General features: G+C 60.3%; 18 protein-coding genes. 8 read left to right on the top strand and 10 right to left on the bottom strand.

Annotated elements, in window-relative coordinates:
• The first annotated feature begins 59 nt into the window (after positions 1-59).
• Positions 60-620: a hypothetical protein gene (locus BLW50_RS17085; RefSeq protein ID WP_139267650.1), complete on the top strand. Its 561-nt coding sequence runs from the start codon at positions 60-62 to the stop codon at positions 618-620.
• On the top strand, positions 620-1,267 hold the full coding sequence (locus BLW50_RS17080) for a hypothetical protein (RefSeq protein WP_090704689.1): 648 nt from the start codon (positions 620-622) through the stop codon (positions 1,265-1,267). The genes BLW50_RS17085 and BLW50_RS17080 overlap by 1 nt, the downstream gene beginning before the upstream one ends.
• Positions 1,268-1,844: 577 nt before the next feature.
• Here BLW50_RS17080 and BLW50_RS17075 read toward each other — a convergent pair.
• Entirely contained in the window at positions 1,845-2,312 is a 468-nt protein-coding gene (locus tag BLW50_RS17075) for a toxin-antitoxin system HicB family antitoxin (RefSeq protein WP_090704687.1), read from the bottom strand.
• Between the two features lie 47 nt (positions 2,313-2,359).
• Positions 2,360-2,650 (bottom strand): ribbon-helix-helix domain-containing protein, encoded by a 291-nt coding sequence (locus BLW50_RS17070; RefSeq protein WP_090709262.1) that lies wholly within the window; start codon positions 2,648-2,650, stop codon positions 2,360-2,362.
• A 203-nt stretch (positions 2,651-2,853) separates the two neighbouring features.
• Between BLW50_RS17070 and BLW50_RS17065 the strand changes: the two genes are divergently transcribed.
• Together BLW50_RS17065 and BLW50_RS17060 are read left to right on the top strand one after the other, a co-directional pair.
• On the top strand, positions 2,854-3,462 hold the full coding sequence (locus BLW50_RS17065) for a hypothetical protein (RefSeq protein WP_139267649.1): 609 nt from the start codon (positions 2,854-2,856) through the stop codon (positions 3,460-3,462).
• Positions 3,452-3,709, top strand: a complete 258-nt coding sequence (locus BLW50_RS17060; RefSeq protein WP_090704684.1) for an HGGxSTG domain-containing protein — start codon at positions 3,452-3,454, stop codon at positions 3,707-3,709. The genes BLW50_RS17065 and BLW50_RS17060 overlap by 11 nt, the downstream gene beginning before the upstream one ends.
• A gap of 8 nt (positions 3,710-3,717) precedes the next feature.
• On the opposite strand, the gene BLW50_RS17055 is transcribed toward BLW50_RS17060, so the two are convergent.
• Entirely contained in the window at positions 3,718-4,110 is a 393-nt protein-coding gene (locus BLW50_RS17055; protein ID WP_090704682.1) for an MAPEG family protein, read from the bottom strand.
• Positions 4,111-4,326: 216 nt separating this feature from the next.
• On the opposite strand from BLW50_RS17055, the gene BLW50_RS17050 reads away from it, so the two are divergent.
• Positions 4,327-5,553: a cell wall hydrolase gene (locus BLW50_RS17050; RefSeq protein ID WP_090704680.1), complete on the top strand. Its 1,227-nt coding sequence runs from the start codon at positions 4,327-4,329 to the stop codon at positions 5,551-5,553.
• A 40-nt stretch (positions 5,554-5,593) separates the two neighbouring features.
• On the opposite strand, the gene BLW50_RS17045 is transcribed toward BLW50_RS17050, so the two are convergent.
• Positions 5,594-6,100 carry a GlcG/HbpS family heme-binding protein gene (locus BLW50_RS17045; RefSeq protein ID WP_090709260.1) on the bottom strand — a complete coding sequence of 169 codons (507 nt, stop codon included), beginning with the start codon at positions 6,098-6,100 and terminating at the stop codon, positions 5,594-5,596.
• Between the two features lie 97 nt (positions 6,101-6,197).
• On the bottom strand, positions 6,198-7,751 hold the full coding sequence (locus tag BLW50_RS17040; protein WP_090704679.1) for an ABC transporter substrate-binding protein: 1,554 nt from the start codon (positions 7,749-7,751) through the stop codon (positions 6,198-6,200).
• Positions 7,752-7,921: 170 nt separating this feature from the next.
• Here BLW50_RS17040 and BLW50_RS17035 point away from each other — a divergent pair, with 170 nt between their 5' ends.
• Positions 7,922-8,902 carry an amidohydrolase family protein gene (locus BLW50_RS17035; RefSeq protein WP_090704677.1) on the top strand — a complete coding sequence of 327 codons (981 nt, stop codon included), beginning with the start codon at positions 7,922-7,924 and terminating at the stop codon, positions 8,900-8,902.
• Between the two features lie 192 nt (positions 8,903-9,094).
• Here the strand turns inward: BLW50_RS17035 and BLW50_RS17030 are convergent, their stop codons facing one another.
• From BLW50_RS17030 to BLW50_RS17020, 3 genes are read right to left on the bottom strand one after another with little or no spacing between them, the layout of a single operon-like run.
• A complete protein-coding gene (locus BLW50_RS17030; RefSeq protein WP_090704675.1) occupies positions 9,095-10,528 on the bottom strand; it encodes an aspartate aminotransferase family protein in 1,434 nt (477 codons plus the stop codon).
• A gap of 13 nt (positions 10,529-10,541) precedes the next feature.
• Positions 10,542-11,555 carry an NAD-dependent epimerase/dehydratase family protein gene (locus tag BLW50_RS17025; protein WP_090704673.1) on the bottom strand — a complete coding sequence of 338 codons (1,014 nt, stop codon included), beginning with the start codon at positions 11,553-11,555 and terminating at the stop codon, positions 10,542-10,544.
• 47 nt (positions 11,556-11,602) lie between these two features.
• Complete coding sequence (locus BLW50_RS17020; protein WP_090704672.1) at positions 11,603-11,983, bottom strand: DMT family transporter; 381 nt, start codon at positions 11,981-11,983, stop codon at positions 11,603-11,605.
• Positions 11,984-12,160: 177 nt separating this feature from the next.
• Here BLW50_RS17020 and BLW50_RS17015 point away from each other — a divergent pair, with 177 nt between their 5' ends.
• Positions 12,161-13,780: a GMC family oxidoreductase gene (locus tag BLW50_RS17015; protein WP_090704670.1), complete on the top strand. Its 1,620-nt coding sequence runs from the start codon at positions 12,161-12,163 to the stop codon at positions 13,778-13,780.
• A 6-nt stretch (positions 13,781-13,786) separates the two neighbouring features.
• On the opposite strand, the gene BLW50_RS17010 is transcribed toward BLW50_RS17015, so the two are convergent.
• A complete protein-coding gene (locus BLW50_RS17010; protein WP_090704668.1) occupies positions 13,787-15,118 on the bottom strand; it encodes an amidase in 1,332 nt (443 codons plus the stop codon).
• Between the two features lie 233 nt (positions 15,119-15,351).
• On the opposite strand from BLW50_RS17010, the gene BLW50_RS17005 reads away from it, so the two are divergent.
• A complete protein-coding gene (locus BLW50_RS17005) occupies positions 15,352-15,867 on the top strand; it encodes a DUF1993 domain-containing protein (protein ID WP_090704667.1) in 516 nt (171 codons plus the stop codon).
• Between the two features lie 44 nt (positions 15,868-15,911).
• Here the strand turns inward: BLW50_RS17005 and BLW50_RS17000 are convergent, their stop codons facing one another.
• Positions 15,912-16,730 (bottom strand): universal stress protein, encoded by an 819-nt coding sequence (locus tag BLW50_RS17000; RefSeq protein WP_090704665.1) that lies wholly within the window; start codon positions 16,728-16,730, stop codon positions 15,912-15,914.
• Positions 16,731-16,769: the final 39 nt, after the last annotated feature.

Genomic DNA, 16,769 nt, shown 5'->3' with positions numbered 1-16,769 from the left:
CTGGGTGCACCACTGAGTTATTCAGAGATACGGGCTCAAAAACCGTCCATATTGCCGAAATGGCTCATATCATCGCAGCGGCAAATCGAGGGCCGCGCGCAGATGCGTCAAAGTCGGCGGCGGAGAAAGGCGCTTTTGAGAATCTAGTCATGCTTTGTACCGCGTGTCATACGATGATCGATCAGGCGCCCGCCGACTTTCCCGATGCATTAATTGTACAATGGAAATATGAGCACACCGAAAAGCTGAAAGCTATTTTTGGTGTGGTCAGATGCGCGTCTAGACAAGAAGCGCGAGCTTTCATAACGCCATTGCTCGCCGAAAACCACGCGATATTCGAAGATTGTGGCCCGCACAAAGCTATTGGAGGGCTTGCTGATCTTGAGTTGGCGTCTAAATGGTTGGTTCGAATGAGGACGAATATCATCCCGAACAATCGCAAAGCACTAGCAATTCTTGATGCTAACCGCGACTTGTTGTCGGAGGATGAGTGCCAAATCCTAGAACAATTTCGTCTGCATACGGAGGACCTAGAAGCACGCCACTTAACTGATACAATTACTGGCGGTCAACGCCGCTTTCCAGACGATATGGCAACAATTTTAGTTGGAGAAAGGTAGTGCCTACGCCGCAACAATCTACAGAATGGTTGGCCGGAAAATTACGCGGACACGCTAATATCGAAGCGGTAGATGTGATCAGCGAGCAAGTCATTCATGCCGTCCGCCGGCAGTTTGAACCCTTTAACGCTGGTGTGGTTTCGCGCAAGCTGGTTGAGTTGTCACATGTTGAACAGTTTGTGCGCAACGATCTTCTAATAGACTATGTCGTTAATATACCTCGACTCGGTGAGTGGCATCCAACTGCGGCGGGCTTTTTAAAAGTCGCAAATATCCCTTATGGTGACATGTCTTCTTTCTACGCTGAGATAGGTAGCTCTGAAATTTTAGGAATGTATGTACCTCGCGATATTTTATATCTAGAGAAGCTGCTGAGATCACACAAAAGAGTCACGGATTTTGATCCAATAAACGAAAGAGTTTATCAAGTAGCCAGGCGAGGCTTGCCATCATTAAAAGTTACTGTGATTGAGTCATACGAACTCACTGCAGAAAAGCTTCTTGCCACTATAGAGCGTTATGGAGACTTTGACGTTGTGCTGACCGGCCCGTTAGATCGTCCAACAGACGAAGCCTGGGGTATTGCGCAAGTTAACGGAATCGAATTCTTCAAAACCGGTGAGTTTCTGGCTCGCCTAAATAAATGAAACACCAGGATCTCGCATTAGATGATATCGTTGCGTGCGCTGCGAAAACATCGGAAACATTTCCTGGCGCTAGATGGTATCTTTTCGGTTCTTATTTAGCCGATCCTGTGATCGCCGGAGATATCGACATTCTTGTAGTGTGCAACACTCTTGCGGAAGCTCGACAAGTCCGCGCGTATGTGTCGGACCTACCATGGCCCATCGATTTAATCGTGATGACATGTCACGAAGAGGAACAAACAAAATTCGTTCGGTCCGAGTCATGCGTGCAAATTTATCCTGAGATATAACTCCTACAAGACGAAGAACATAGCTCGCGAGTTTAAATCGCTGGGAGTCGCCTTGTCACAAGTTGCACTGCTTCGGGTGCGTAAACTCGAAATGGCTGCAAGGCCTGGGGCTCATCGCGGTGCTCAGAAACCGACTAGACGTCCGATTGGCCGAGCAATTGGTGCGGCGCCTTGCACACAGGCTACGAGGCCCACCAGCAGGAGGCCGAGAGCGATGAGCCCGCGCCAGCCTCGTCCTTTGAGACAGCGCGTTTTACCCAGATGGAATTCGAAATCTGGAGGCTCCGTCATTTCGGCGACCTCGGGGACAAACCATAGATGCTGCCTATGGCGAGGTCTGCCTTAGCGGGCCCTGCACAATTCTCTATGCAGCGGATGATCCATGCATTGACCGATTGATTACTGGCCTTTGCGGCTTCATCTATCCTGCGCTTCAAGGAGTCTGGCATGCGCAGGGTGAAGCGTGTTTCAGAATCTCCAGCTTCTGGCTTTTCGCCGAAATGTTTTTCGATAAGTTCGGCCCAGGCGTATTTTTCCATCCAGTGTTCCGCCTCAAGCGGCGTGAGCGGTGTGATCACCGCTTCATCGATATCTCTGTGGTTTCCCGAATAGGTGAAGTAAGCGCCAAAGCGGTTTTGATAGAGCTCGTTGAACTCATAGGTCTCGGCATAAACGTGACGAGGTACTTCTTCGAGAGCGACCAAGGTCGCTGTCTCGGTGTTGTAGGTTTTTCCGTTCAGGATTCTTTTAGCCATCACTCGCACGGTCAGTTGGTGTCAAGTGTGAGTTGGTCCAGGTGACCTTAACCGGCATGCTCGCCGGCTTTCCTCATCTGCGCGAGGCGCTGGCGCGCTTCCTTGCGCAGCCCGTCCATATCGACCGGTCCGGCCGAGCCGCTGGCTCGACCTTCATCCCACAACTGCCGGAGGCGCTTGATATCTTCCTGGCGCAGCTCGCGCTTCATCTGCCAGTCACGCACCGCTTCGCGGATCGCTTCACTGGTGGTGGCATATTCACCGGTTTCGACGGCGGCTCGGACGGCTGCGGCCTGTTCGCTCGTCAGGGCGATGCTGAGTTTTTCAATGTTGGACACGGGCATCTCTGGGATCGGATGGTAGTAATTATTACTACTTCTTAGTACCATCAGCAATGCTCAATGCGCCGAAGAGCTCCGGAACGACCAAAGATAAACGGAGAAATAGAACAAAACAAGAACAAAATTCCGCCAACCTTGTTCCGTATTTTGAACTCGATTGACCGTGGCGGGGCCGCGGCACGTATCGGGGAGAATGGCTCTTGGATCGAGTGACAAGAACGTCGAAACCACGCGGTCAGGCCGCAACCTCACCCCTTTCCGATGGCGCGGCGGTGTGCGCGCTCTTGCAGCAGGCTGGCGGCAAGCCGTTGGAAGACAGGCCTTCGAACGCGTGGACCGAAGTGCTGGCCGATCAGGTGATGGAGGTGCTCTGGCAGGAAGGTTTAAGTCCCGACGAGGCGGAGAAGCACGAGAAGGCGGTTGTCGCCGGGTTGATCGGCATCGCGCCCAAGGACGAACTGGAAGGCATGATGGCTGTGCAGTTGATCGCCGCGCACAACGCAAGCCTGGCCGCCTATCGCCGCGCCATGGACGTGAACCATCCCTTCGACCGCTGGCGCGAGGCGATCACGCAGGCCAACAGCCTATCGCGCACCTTTTCGACCCTGCTCGACGCGCTCCATCGCTACCGGGGCAAGAGCCAGCAGAAGATCACCGTGGAACATGTCCATCGACAACCGGACGCGCTCTCGACCGTGCCCTTAGGCGGCGGAACCCGGTCGCAAGCTGCCCGCATACAAGCCGCCCGCATGATCGCGTCGGGGGAGGGGGTGTCACGAGATTCTGAGGAACAACCCCATGCAAGGTAATTTTCCCAGTCATTTTCCGGCGCATTTCGCCGCCTGCGGCGCGCGCACCCGCAGTGGAACCGCCTGCCGCGCGCCAGCGATGAGCAATGGCCGTTGCCGGATGCACGGCGGCCTGTCGAGCGGGCCGCCCCCCGGCAATCAGAACGCCTTGAAGCATGGCCAATACAGCGCCGAGGCGATCGCCACGCGGCGGCGGGCGCGTGCGCTTGTCAGGCAGATGCGCGCAACGATCGCGGCGATGAAGTGAAGCCGTTGCTACCTGACAAACAACCAGATCGCGATCAGCGCAGCGACCAATGTGACAAGCATCGTGCCGCCGGCGCCGATGGCGCGGCAGAGGCTGCGCATCGAATCCGGATTGAGCCCGAAGGGATGGATCAGCCGTGACAGGACCAGCACCACGCCGAGAATATGCACCCACAGGTGCGGTGCGCCATTGGCTTCGATGATCGCCAGCAGCAGCAAAGCCAGCGGCACGTTCTCGATGAAGTTCATATGGCGGCGGTCGGCGACGAGGAGATCGCGGTCGCCACCAGCATTGCCCAGCGCCACGCCTGTCTTGCCGCGCAGCCGGCCGACATTGGCGATGAGGGCCAGCATGATGAGGCCGAGAATGCCGGCATAGAAGCCGGTGATAAGCATGCTCATGATGATTCCCCCTGCCGATCGGATTTGGTTACCGCGAGCTTAATCATTTTGCTTCGATTTGAAACAGGACGCGATGCCGACCAGTAATAAGCCGGCAAGCCTAATGAGTGATAACTTTTTGAAGCCGCCGCAGGATCGCGGGTTCACATCGCTTTCGCGGCAGAATGACCTCTTTTTGCACCGTTCTTTCGGTGTCTCGGGTTACGCAGGGTGCGTATGGGCCGTTCGCGTTTCGGTTGGGCGTTGGGTGCGTTTGCGCCGTGGTGTCTCGGGCTTGTGCTCGCGGTGACGGTGGCGGCTGACGCCGGGCAGGATGCCTCCATCGGCTCGTCACTGGCGCCGATGACCCCGTTCCAGCGCGCCAATGCCGGCGATCTTATTCTGCCGAGCGGCTCCAGCCTGCGCACGTCGATTGCCTTGCCACGGATCTACGCCGCATCGCTGGTGCGCGAAGCGAGCCTGACGGTTGGCGAGAAGGAAGATCTGATCGCCACCGATGAGATCGAACCGCGCAAGGCGCTCAAGACCAATGTGACGCAATTCCCCACGCCCAATCGCAGCCACAAGGGCGATCCGGTTGTTGGCCTGCGGCCCTCGTTCGATGCGAAACTGCGCAAGCCGGGCGATGCGGCGAATTTCGCGGCGCGCACGCAGATCACCGGCGACAGCTATCTGGCCTTTGATGGCCTCGAACAACCGGAAGACGGTCTTGGCGTCGGCACCGTGCTGGCCGCGCCGCTTGGCAGCAACAGCCCGCAGAATCGCGACCATGGTCCCGATGGCACGTCACCGACCCATTCCGTGATGCGCACCTTGCTGCAACCGGACGCCACGCCGCTGCACCTCGATGGTTCGACGCCGGCGGTGCGCCGCGCCGTGGCCTTGAGTTCGACCACGCCGGTGCCGACAGGCGCGCAGGTCGAGGTGGTTTATGTGCCGATCGGCGGGCCGGTTGCCGTCGCGGAAAAGGGCGGCGTGAGTGTGATCGCCCGTAACGAGCGTCCCGATTACGCCGCCATCATCGAACAGGCGCGTTCCGAGAAGGAACAGCGCTGCCTGGCCGAAGCGGTCTATTTCGAAGCCCGCAGTGAACCCGAAGAGGGCCAGGCCGCCGTGGCGCAGGTGGTGCTGAACCGCGCCGTCAGCGGCCTCTATCCCGCTTCGGTCTGCGGCGTCGTCTTCCAGAACCGTCATCGCTACAAGGCGTGCCAGTTCTCCTTCGCCTGCGAAGGCAAGTCGCTGCACGTCACGGAGCCGGAATCCTGGGCGACCGCCCAGCGCATTGCCGAGGAAGTGCTCGACGGCAAGACCTGGCTCGCCGACGTCGGTGGCGCCACCCATTATCATGCCAACTACGTCCGCCCCGGCTGGTCGAAGCGGCTCCTGCGCATGGATCGCATCGGTGCGCATATCTTCTACAAGCTGAAGCCGGGCCAGACTTAGAGCCAATCGCGTTTCTTTCGAAACGCGATTTTGCGCAATCTCAGAACTCGAGATCGGCGCGCACGGCCTCAAAACCGGCGCGGGCGCAGGCATCGTCCGCTTGGCCACCAGGACCACCCGAAACACCCACTGCGCCGAGCACGCTGCCGCCCGCTTCCACCGGCACGCCACCGCCGACCGCGACGAAGCGCCTGATCGAACGCAAGCCCGACAGCCCACCGGCGGCGGTCGCTTCCGTCAATTGCAGTGTATCGAGGCGGAAGCTGACGGCCGTCCAGGCCTTGTTGGCGGCGACCTCGATCGTATGCGGCCCGGCAAGGCGGTCGCGCAGCAGCACTTGCGTCACGCCGGCGCGGTCGACAACCGCCACCGCCACCTGAAAGCCCTGCTTGCGGCAGGTCTCGAGCGCGCCCTGCGCAATCTTGAGCGCGCTTTCAAGCGTCAACTGCTTCACCGTGAATGTTGCGTCCTGCGCGGCGGCGGAGCCGGCGCAAAGCACGAGCAAGCCAAGGCTTTGCAGGAGGCGGTTCACGTGTCTCGAAGCCATTGCTTTCATCATCCCCTCATCGATATCCAAGCAACTTCGCGGCGAACGCAGGAGATTGCAAGACTGCGTTTCGCCGCGCAACAGTTGCTGCGACCGCTTATTTCCAGCGGAACTCGTTGGCCTCGATGCTGTAAGGGCTGAGCGATCCTGGTCCGATATTCAGTTCGTTCAAATGGACGAAGACGTCAGGCCGGCCGGAGATGGGCAGCACATAAGCCTGTTCGTTGACGCGGTCGTAAATCCGCGCATAGAGCGATTTGCGCGCCGCTTCGTCATTGGTGTGCATCGCTTCATCCGCCAATTGGTGGATGAGGCCATCGCGGGAGAAGTCGCGTGGCCCCTTGGCGAAGAGGAAATCGACGGTCGAGGAGGAATCGGGCAGGCCGCCCGAGGTCCACAAAGCCACCACCGCCTGCAGTTTGCCGTCGCGTTGTTTCTGCCGATAGGCGGCCAAGGTCACCGGGCTCACCTTGGCGCGCACGCCAATCTTGTGAAACTCGCCAGCGATGGCTTCCGCCAATTGGGCGGCGGAGGCGAAGGCGGTGAGTTCCAGTTCGAAGCCGTTGGGATAGCCGGCTTCCACCAATAGCTTCTTGGCGGCGGCCCGATCGAAGGCTGGCGGCACCGTGTTCCAGGCGCAGGCGATCTGCACGGGGAAACACAGGGCGTCGGTCTTCAGCGGCGGTTTTTGGCCCGGCGTCACACTGGTGGCGATCGCCTGCCGATCGATGGCCTGGACCAAGGCGCGGCGCACACGCACGTCCGACAGGATCGGATTGCCCGAGCGGTTGGCCGCGTCGAACGAGATGTACTGCACCATCATGCCGTCGATGGAGGTCATGACGAAGCGCTTGTCGTGCTCGAAGGTCTCGCCGGCTTCGCGCGTCGAGATGCGCATCACGTCGAGACCGCCGGTGATCATCTGCGCGGCTTGCGTCTGCACATCGGGCATCGGCAGTCCTTCGATCCGGTTGACGGTCGCTGCCGGCTTGCACGGGCTCGCCTGCGGATAGGCTGTGGCGCGTGTCAGCACGATACCCTTGGCGAGATCGACGCCCGCGACACGATAGGGGCCGGTGCCGATGGGCGTGCGGCGACCGAACGTCGCCTTGTCGGCCAGCGCCTCATGCACATGTTTGGGCAGGATGAACAGGCTGGTGGCGAGCCGCGACAGTGCTGTCGGATTGATCTCGCGGAAGGCGATGCGCACCGTCAGCGGGCTGACCACGGTCGCCTCTTTCACCCAGGAGAAATTCTCCTTGAAGCGATAGGGCGAGGCCGGATCGATCAGCCAGTTCAGGGTGTAAGCGACGTCCTCGGCAGTGAGCGGCGCGCCATCGTGGAATTTCACGTCGTCGCGCAGGTCGAATTCCAGGGTCTTGTCGTCGGGCTGTCGCCAGGCTTTGGCAAGGCTCGGCACGAAGCTTTTGCTCTCCGGCGCATAGCAGATCAGCGTGTCGAAGGCGGCGCGGGTGACGAAGGCGTTTTGCGGTTGGGGGTCGTCATAGATCAGGACGCTGCCGATCGGCTCGTAAAAACCGATCCGAACCGTGTCCTTGGCCTTTTGGGCGCTGGCCGGGCCGGTGCATATGAATGCGCCAGCCAAAATCAACGCCTGCAACCCACGCACCTGCAACCCACGGATGTACATTTTCCCTCCCCCGTTGTGTTTGTGGGGGCAAGGTAAGAGACCCGACAGGCATGTCCATGGCCAACGGGCCGCCAATGGGCCGATTGACAAAAAAGCAACGTCGGCTCAAATGAGTGCAAGTGCACGCAAGTGGCTTGGGCGGCTTGAACGACTGATTTGGGAGGATCGAGATGCAAGGTAAGATCGGGCTTGAGGAACATTTCGCGCTTCGCGAGACACTGGGCGATTCACTGCCGTTCGTGCCGCCGCAATTCGCCGACGAATTGGAAGCCCGCCTTCTCGACATTCAGGACATGCGCCTGCGGCTGATGGACAAGCACGGCATGGAGATGATGCTGCTGTCTTTCAACGCGCCGGCTGTGCAAGCCATCGCCGATGTGAAGAAAGCCGATGAGATGGCGCGCCGCGCCAACGATTTCCTGGCCGAGGAAGTGGCCAAGCGACCCGATCGCTTCCAGGGCCTCGCCGCTCTGCCGCTGCAGGACCCCGATCTCGCCATCCGCGAATTGCAGCGCTGCATCAAGGATCTTGGCTTCAAGGGCTCGCTCGTCAACGGCTTCTCCAATGCCGGCGACATGGAAACCTGCCTCTATTACGATCTGCCGCAATATCTGCCGTTCTGGGCCGAGTGCGAAAAACTCGACGTGCCGTTCTATCTGCATCCGCGTAATCCGATCGAGAGCTGGTCGCAGATCTATAAAGGTGCCGAATGGCTGCTGGGCCCGACTTGGGCCTTTGGCCAGGAAACGGCGGTTCACTCCCTGCGCCTGATGGGCTCGGGCCTGTTCGACAAACATCCGAAGTTGAAGATCGTCATCGGCCATATGGGCGAGGGCCTGCCGTTCTCCATGTGGCGGGTCGACAATCGCAACCTCTGGGTCAATTCCAAGAAGCACAAGGGCGAGAAGTCGATCGGCCACTACTTCCAGAACAATTTCTGGATCACGACCTCGGGCAATTTCCGTACCCAGGCGTTGATCAACACCATGCTGGAAGTCGGTTCCGACCGGATTCTGTTCTCGACCGATTGGCCGTTCGAAAACATCGATCACGCCTGCGATTGGTTCGACGGCGCGACGATCGGCGAAGAGGATCGGCGTAAGATCGGCCGCACCAATGCGTCGAAACTGTTCAAGCTTGGTTTGGATTGAGCCGACACCCTGGTGTCATCCCGGACACGCGCAGCGTGATCCGGGAGCCAGGGCAAGCGGTACAGCCTTCAATCGCAGCAACGCCGCACGTTCTTCAACGCATCACGACAAGCAATATGCGTCACACGCCCCTGGTTCCCGGATCGCACCTGCGGTGCGTCCGGGATGACACCAAGGCGTTAGAGTGACGCGTTACTTCGACAGTGCCACCTGCGCGATATAATCCTTCACGATGCCGGTGATGCCCCGCGACAGGATGTCGTCGAGCGCCGTGATGAACTGATCGACATGCGCCTGCTCGAGGATGAGCGGCGGCTCCAGCCGGATGACATTGCGGTTATACTCGGTGAAGGCGACGAGCACATCGTGCTGCATGAGCAGCAGCGCGCCGACGAAACCGCAGATCGAGCCTTTCAACTTGTCGTCGAGCAGCGCCACCATATGGCGCAGGCCAAACGGCATCGTATTGCTGATGTCGGCGAATTCGACGCCGATCATCAGGCCGCGCCCGCGCACGTCCTTGATGATGGTCGGATATTTCGCCTTCAGATCGTTAAGCCGCGCGATCAGGTAATTGCCTTGCGCGGCGGCATTCTCCATCAGGCCTTCGTCATAGATGATGTTGAGGCCTTCGATGGCGGTGATGCAGGCTTCGCCGATGCCACCGAAGGTTGCCGGCGCATGCACCAGGGCTTTCTTGGGCTGGCCGTAGGCTTTCATGAACACGTCGCGGCGCGCGATCATCGCCGCCATGGCGCATTTCGAACCGCCAAGCGCCTTCGCCAGCGCGGTGACGTCGGGGATGACGCCATGATGTTCGAAGGCGAAGAAGCGACCGGAGCGGCCCATGCCGCATTGCACTTCGTCGGCGATCCACAACACGCCGAATTCGTCACAGAGCTTGCGCACGCCCTTCCAATAGGCGGTCGGCGCTTCGACGATGCCGGCGCCACCTTGAATGGTTTCGAGCACGACGGCGCCGATGCTGCGATCTTCACTGAAAAGCTTGCGCAGCGCTTCGATATCGCCGAACGGCACCCGCCGGGTATTGTCGGCGAGCTTGAATTGCGAGCGATAGAGCGCGCCGTCGGTGACCGCCAAGGTGCCCTTGGTTTTGCCGTGGAAGGAATTCTCCGCGTAGACGACGGTTGATCGTTCCGGCCCCTGCGCCTGTTCGGCGATCTTCAGCGCCGCTTCCATGGCTTCCGAGCCGGACGAGCCCAGAAACACCATGTCGAGATCGCCAGGCGCGATGGCCGCCAGATTCTTGGCCAGCGCGCTCGCATATTGCGACATGAACGCCATGCAGATTTCCTGGCGTTGCTCGTCTTGGAATTTCTTGCGTGCCTCGATGATGCGCGGATGGTTGTGGCCAAAGCCGACCGAACCGAAGCCGCCGAAGAAGTCGAGGATCTTGCGGCCGTTCGTATCGATGTAATGCATGCCTTCGGCCCGCTCGATCAGCACGCGATCGAAGCCAAGCAGGCGCATGAAATGCAGCTGGCCGGGGTTGAGATGCGCCATGGTCAGCTTGCGCACTGTTTCCAGGTCGAGTGTCTTTGCCTGTTCGACGGAGAGCAGGTTGGGGCGTGCGGACGTCGTGTCGGTCGTCTGGGTCATCGTCATCGATTAGGCCCTGTTATTGGCGATGGAAGGCGACGGGAGAGGGCGAGGCACCGGATTTGGTGCGGCTTGCCCGATATTCGCGATAGGCCGCTTTCAGCATGTCCTCGTCGCGATAGAGCGGTTTCCAGTTCAGATCGGTCTTGGCCGCCGTGGTGTCGAGAATGCACACCTCGTCGGCGATCAGATATTGCTCCGGGTCCATCAACGGCATGTTGATGAAATCGAGGGTGTTCAAGGTCAGTTTCACCAACGGCGCGGGCGTCGGCAAAAGGATCGACTTGCTGCCGGCCTCAGTAATGAGCTCGCGCAGCAGTTTGCGCACGGGCGGCGGATCGTCGGATCCCAGATTGTAGGACTTGTTCGGGAAGCCGGCACGCCAGGCCGCTTCGGCAGCGGAAGCGCAGTCGAACACCGAGATGAACTGATAGGGATTATGACCCGAGCCGATCATCGGAACGGGGAGATTATAATCGATCAGCTTGAACAGCTTTTCGAGAATGCCAAGCCGGCCCGGCCCGATGATGAGACGCGGACGGAAGATCGAAATGTCGAAGCCGCGCGTGCGCCAGTCGGCGCACATCCATTCGGTTTCGAGCTTCGATTGGCCATATTCGCCCAAAGGTTTGGCCGGCGCGTCTTCCCCGGTCGGCACTTCATGGGTGTGGCCGTAGATCATGTCGGTGGTGAAATGCACCAGCCGGTGGGCATTGTGCTTGCCCATCCAGTCGAGGATGTTGGCGACGCCGTGATAGTTCACCGGCCAGAAGAAATCGCGGCGCTTGGCCCGGGGCATGATCGGGCTCAGCATTTTCGCCGACAGATTGTAGATAACGTCGTCGGCCGTCACGGCGATCCGGTCGAGGCTCGACCGGTTGGTGACGTCGATGCGCAAAAATTCGACCTGAGCCGCGTGGTCGGTCTGCTTGTCCTCGATATCGGCGACGACGACCTGGTGGCCGTCCTTGACCAGATTGGCCGCCAGTTGCTGGCCGACAAATCCGTTCCCGCCGATGATGATGTGTTTCATGTTGTGTCGTGTCCCGCTTCTCTACGGCGTGGTGGCAAAAAGCGTGCTCAACTCATGGAGATAAGCACTGTGCCGAAACAGATCAGGGCGATGCCGGCGATCCGCAGGGTGCCGACGTTCTCGCCGAAGGCGAAATAGGCCCAGGCCGTGACAATAACATAGGCCAGGCTGAGGAACGGATAGGCGAAGGAGAGCTGCACCCGCGACAGCACCACCAGATGCGAAGCCATGCTGATGACAAAGGTACAGAGCCCCAGGAACACCCAGGGGTTGAACACCACCGACAGCACCGTCCAGATGAGCCCATCGGACGAGATCGTCAGGGGCCCGTGCCGCGTCATGCCATGTTTGAGCATGATCTGGGCGGCCGCATTGGTGGTGACGGTGAAGAGGATCAGCAGGATCGACAGGCCGGTCGGCTGTGCCATGATGAAACAGGTCCAAATCTAAGTCGGTTGCGCTTAAAAGTCGTCGCTAGGCGGCGCGAGGCTAGGCGGCAAAAGTTAATGGGAAACGGCTGGGTCGCCCTGAAACCATTGGCTTAACCGCGAAACCTCCCTTACGGTCGTGGCAAATCTCGCAACGTCGTTAAGCGGAGGCAACGGATGGCTGGGAGCCGAGGGTATGACTACGTAATTGTCGGGGCGGGTTCTGCCGGATCGATCCTCGCCAACCGCCTCAGCGAAAATGGCCAGCACAGCGTTCTGATCCTCGAGGCCGGTGGCTGGGACACCGATCCGCTAATCCGCATTCCCCTCGGCCTCGGCAAACTGCACCAGCACCGGCTGCATGACTGGGGTTACGATACCGATCCCGAGCCGAACCTGCAGAACCGGCCGATCGAGGCCATGCGCGGCAAGGTTGTCGGCGGCTCGCACTCCATCAATGTCATGGCCTATACGCGCGGCGACCGCGGCGATTACGACCGCTGGGCTCAAAAGGAAGGGGCGATCGGCTGGTCTTATCGGGAGGTGCTGCCCTATTTCAAACGCAGTGAGACCTGGGAAGAAGGCGAGAACACCTGGCGCGGCGGCTCCGGCCCGCTGCGCACCCAATGGTCGCGGGCGAAGGATCCTCTGTCCGATGCCTGGATCGCGGCCGGCAAGGTCTGTGGCTTCCCGGAGAATGTCGATTTCAACGGCGCCACCAGCGAAGGCTTCGGCAAGGTCCAGTTCACCATCAAGGACGGCAAGCGCCATTCAACCGCACGCGCCTATCTGCATCCGGTCCGTAGCCGCAAAAATCTGACGATCGAAACCAAGGCTCTCGCGACCAAGATCCTGTTTGACGGCACGCGCGCCTCAGGCCTCGAATATCGGCGCGCCGGCCAGACTCATAAGGTCGTGATCAACAAGGAACTCATCCTCAGTTCCGGCACGTTCAACACGCCGCAACTGTTGATGCTGTCGGGCATCGGCCCTGCCGCGCATCTGCGTGAGGTCGGCGTCGATCCCCTGATCGATCTGCCGGTCGGCAGCAATTTGCAGGATCACCTGGCCGCCTGGTTTTCCTGGGCGCGCAACGGGCCGGGGCCGTTCCATGACTTGATGCGGGCCGATCGCATCAGCCTCGCCATGATCCAGGCCTATCTCTTTGGCACAGGGCCGGCGACCACCGTGCCGAGTAATCTCTTCGCCTTCATCAAGAGCGAAAGCAGCCTCGCCTATCCCGATATCGAATTCATCTTCCGTGGCACGTCCGGCGCGGCCGATCTGTGGTTTCCCGGCTTGAAGGCGGCGTTCGAGGATTCCTTCGCCATCCGGCCAACCCTTCTGCATCAAAAGAGCCGGGGCCAGGTGTCGCTGCGCTCGACCAATCCGGACGATCATCCGCGCATCAATTATAATTTCCTCAGCCATCCGGATGATCTCAAGACCATCATCAAGGGCACGCGGCTGGCGCTGGATGTCACCCACCAGAAGATGATGGATGCGTTCCGGGGGCGACCTGTCGGCCCGCCGCCGGTCAATAGCGATGCCGATATCGAGGAATGGTTCCGCAAGACGGCGATCACCGTCCATCACCCCTGCTGTTCGGCGCCGATTGGCACGGTGCTCGATCCGCAGTTGCGCGTGCACGGCGCCGAGGGTCTGCGCGTGGTCGATGCCTCGGCCATGCCGAGCATCGTCGGCGCCCATATCAATGCCTGCGTCATCATGATGGCGGAACGAGCCGCCGACATGATCCTCGGCAAGCCTCTGTTGCCGGCGGCGCAGAATGTTTGATCGACCCTAGATCTCGGCGTTGAGCCGTTCCATCAGCGTGCGCGCGGCGCGCAGCAGCCGCGCTTCGCCGCGTCGCGGCCCGATCAGCTGCACGCCGACGGGCAGGCCATCGACTTCGAGCAGCGGCAGCGTTACCGCCGGCACGCCGAGATAAGTCCACAGGGCGTTGAAAATCGGATTGCCCGTCGCTTGCAGTCCGAGCGGGGCGGGGCCGGGCGCCGCCGGGCAGATGATCGCGTCGTAGCGATGCAGGATCGGCGCCATGGCGGCATAAAGCACATCGCGCGCCGTCTCGGCTTCGATATAGGCGCGCGCCGTCACCTGATGGCCGGCTTCGAGCCGTGTCCGCATCGCCGGGCTCAATTGCTCGGCGTGATGATCGAGGATCGAGCCGTACCAGGCCGCGTTCTCGGCGCTCTGGATCGTGTGTTGATAAGCGATGAGATGATCGCAGTCTTTCGGCATTTCGATGGTCTGGCAGGCGGTGCCCAGTTCGCGCACCAGTTCGTCGAACGCCTCGCGCGTGCGGGCTTCCGTATGGCCCCAGGCCGGCGTGCGCCAGAAGGCGAACTGGCCACTCTCGGCTGGCGCTTCGGTGAGAAAGGCCAGCAGGCGCGAGAGGGCGCGCGGATAGCTGATCTCGTCGCTGCGATCCTGCGCGCCCAGGCAATCGGCGATCAAGGCAACATCGGGCAGCGAGCGGGCGAAGACGCCGATGGTGTCGAGCGTATGGGATTGCAGCAGCACGCCCGAACGCGAGATGAAACCCGGTGTCGGCTTGAAGCCGAACAGGCCGCAGAACGAGGCCGGGCGGATTACCGAACCGGCCGTCTGCGTGCCGAGCGCCAAGGGCACCATGCCGCACGCCACCGCCGCCGCCGAGCCCGATGACGAGCCGCCCGGCGTGCGGGTACGATCCAGCGGATTGCGCGTGCCGGCTGGCGTCAGCGAGGCCAGTTCCGTCGTCACCGTCTTGCCCAGGATGATGGCGCCGGCGCCACGCAGCGCCGCGACGCAGGTCGCATCGTTCTCCGGCTGGCGTCCGGCGAAAATCGGCGAGCCGAACTGGGTTGGCTGATCGGCCGTGTCGATCACGTCCTTGATGCCGACGGGCACGCCATGCAGCGGGCCGCTGACTGCGCCGGCGGCCTGCTGCCGGTCGGCGTCATGCGCTTGCGCCAGCGCCCGCTCGGCATCGAGATGCACCCAAGCGCCAATGGCGTTTTCCAGCGCCTCGATCCGATCAAGGCAGGCGCGCGTGAGCGCGTAGGCGCTGAGTTTGCCAGCGCGGATTTTCTGCGCGGCCTCGACGGCGGAAAGCTGGAACAGGTCGGTCATGAAAATCCCGATGGCAGGAAAGACGTTTGGTAAAATCTAGCGGCAAAGCGGGCGCTGTCTAGAGCGATAGGGTTTCGAAGTTTGATGGGATCATCAAACGCCACGAAGACGCGTCAAAACAAAGATCCCGAGCAAATCGCGTTCTATCGAAACACGATTTGCTCAGGATTGCTGGCGCCCGTCGTGCCGGTCCAGTAGATTGGTCTCGCCAGTTCCTAGGAGGAAACAACTTCATGGCGATTTCCATGTACAAAGTGTCAGTGCCGATTTTCGTGCAGTTCCTGACCGCGCTCTCGAACGTGCTCGACAAGGCCGACGCGCATATCGATGCCAAGAAGCTCGATCCGGTCTATTTCTTGAATATGCGCATGTATCCGGACATGTTCCCCTTTGTCCGGCAGGTGCGCGCGGTGACCGATCACGCGATCACGGCCTGCAGCCGTCTGGCGGGGATCGAGCCGTTGAAGTTCGAAGGCAACGAAAGCTCGATCGCTGATTTGAAAGCCCGCGTGAGCAAGACCATCGATTTCATCAAGGCGATCAAGCCCGAGCAGATCGATGGCTCCGAGGACAAGGAGATCACGATGACCTTCCCCAGCGGCGAGCGCAAGTTCACCGGTCAGTCATTGTTGCTGAACTTCAGCCTGCCGAATTTCTATTTCCATGCGACGACCGCTTACGATCTTTTGCGCAAGAACGGTGTCGACATCGGCAAGCGCGATTTCATGGGCGCACCGCCGCAACTCTGATCGCCAATGTTGCGCCGGACAGTCCGGCGCAACATCTGTTCTCATCAACGCGCCAAGAAAATCGGCAAGGTCATCGACTTGAGGATTTCCCGCGTCGTGCCGCCGAAGAAGAACTGGCGCAGGCGCGAATGGCCGTAGCCACCCATCACCAGCATGTCAGCGGCTGAATCGGCTGCATAGGACAGCAGGGCTGCCGCCACGTCGCTTGAGGGCGGCAGCATGCGCAGTTCGGCATTGACGCCGTGCCGGGCCAGATGTCGGCTGATGTTGTAGCCGGGAAGCTCCTCGGCGGGCATGCCTTCTGGCGTGATGCGCACCAGTTCGACCTTGCCGGCGCGGCGCAGCAGCGGCAGCGCATCGTTCAAGGCCCGCGCCGCCACGGCGCTCCGGTCCCAGGCAACGAGGATATGGCCGAATTTGGCCGGTTGCTTCTGGATGAAGGGCACGACGATGACCGGTCGGCCGGAATCGAACAGGGTGACATTGATCAGGCTGTCGTCGCTGGTGTCGGGGCCTGCCTGCGCCGTGATGGCCAGATCGAAATGGCGGGCCAGTTCACCGATCTCCGATTGCGCCAGGCCGCTGATGCCGTCGACATTGACCATCTGCGTTTGCACATTGGCGGGAGCTTCGGCGGCGATCTTGTCGAAAGCCTGCTTCGCATCGGTCTTGGCTTCCTCGGCGATCATCGCGATCAGCTCATAGGGATAGTCGCCGCCGGCGCTGACTGGTGTGATCAATTGCGCCGGTACGGCGGCGATCGACAGATGCGCACCCAACTGTGAGGCGAAGGACAGCGCATAATCTTTCGCTGCCTGGGGCGTACCTGTTTCCAGAACAAGCAGCACATCCTTGATCGACATTTTTGCCTCCAGATTTGTGTAGACTTTACGCGAACGTCC

This window comes from Beijerinckia sp. 28-YEA-48, from assembly GCF_900104955.1.
GTDB lineage: Bacteria > Pseudomonadota > Alphaproteobacteria > Rhizobiales > Beijerinckiaceae > Terripilifer.
The sequence above is the reverse complement of the archived record's forward strand: the minus strand, read 5'-3'. Positions and strand labels throughout refer to the sequence as shown.